This window comes from Vibrio sp. 1F255 (genome assembly GCF_041439145.1).
Lineage (GTDB): Bacteria > Pseudomonadota > Gammaproteobacteria > Enterobacterales > Vibrionaceae > Vibrio > Vibrio crassostreae_C.
Genome location: NZ_JBGONQ010000088.1, coordinates 1 through 1,102, shown reverse-complemented (window position 1 = coordinate 1,102; position 1,102 = coordinate 1). Strand labels below are relative to the sequence as shown.

The following is a 1,102-nucleotide window of genomic DNA, read 5'->3' as shown; positions in this document are numbered from 1 at the left end:
CCTTGGAACTTCAAACATTAGTAATATCGCCCTGTAGGTTCATGGGGCGTTTACGATGAAGCTTACAAAAAGTATACAAATTCTACAGGCAATTACACTAATGTACATTTCGAGTGTGCTGATTATGCGCTTGCGTCAATGCGTTTAGAATTAAATAAAGAAAGGTTGTTATCATTAATTGAAATGAAAATAATCCACCTATACAAAACATATGAAATTCTACTCAAAGAACTTTTGTTATGTGCATTTCCAAATTTCGACCAAGCTTCACTGTATAAGTGGGATAGTGTTAAAACTTTGATGAATGAACATAGAATTCCGTTTGGTTCATTAAATGAATACGCATATGTAGATCAGTTGAGGAAAGTTAATAACAATATCAAACATTCTTCTTTCGTTGAAAATAATGTTCAAAATACGGTCCCTAGCCTGAAAGGGATTGAGAAATATGACCACGAAAACTTAGAAGACTTTTACCAAAGTGTAAAAGGGCAGATCAAACCTTTCTTAAATGATGTAGCAAGTGGCATACAAGATTACCTCTACAATTTTCCATCGGAAAGAATAGAAGGAATTGTGGAGGACTATAGCTTAAGGATGGAATCGAAAGAATTAGAGATTTTTGCAGAAAAACTATTAAAGTCAGCCGAAGAAATAAAAACAGGTGACCTTATTTAGTTTTCACATAACAAATAAGGATTAAGGTGTTGCGCAGCCAACACTAAATCCCGAGTGTTGAACAAGCCCGAAGCCACTTTATTAAGTAAATTGTACGATTGAACTTGAAGGGCACATCGCTTTGAGGCTTTTCTCAAAGCGAGCGAAGCTAAGATAAGGTTGCGATAGCAATCATATCAATCAGTTAGCTATTTTTCGTTTCTTTCGTCGTTACATCTCCTCTGCTCTCGTCAATGCCATTCTCCTTGTTATCAATGCCTTTCGGCTAGATGGGTCGACTTACTCCAACACACGCCATCTGATGCTGACAGCAAGGGCATACTCGTATTGCTTTGGTGTAAGCGTGCCATGAACACCGCATTCTAATCCTTCAGCACGAAGAATAAGATCAACTCTCCAACCCAAAGGAGAGTTGAAATGGCAA

Annotated in this window: 1 protein-coding gene; it reads left to right on the top strand. The window is 37.4% G+C overall.

Features of this window, described 5'->3' with window-relative positions:
* Window positions 1–138 precede the first annotated feature (138 nt).
* Window positions 139–678 (top strand): hypothetical protein, encoded by a 540-nt coding sequence (locus ACED41_RS21530; protein WP_371725672.1) that lies wholly within the window; start codon window positions 139–141, stop codon window positions 676–678.
* The last annotated feature ends 424 nt before the right edge of the window (window positions 679–1,102 follow it).

What these genes read in the sequence shown, in the direction of transcription:
- ACED41_RS21530 (WP_371725672.1), top strand. Translation starts at nt 139, where the DNA reads ATGCGTTTAGAATTAAATAAAGAAAGGTTGTTATCATTAATTGAAATG.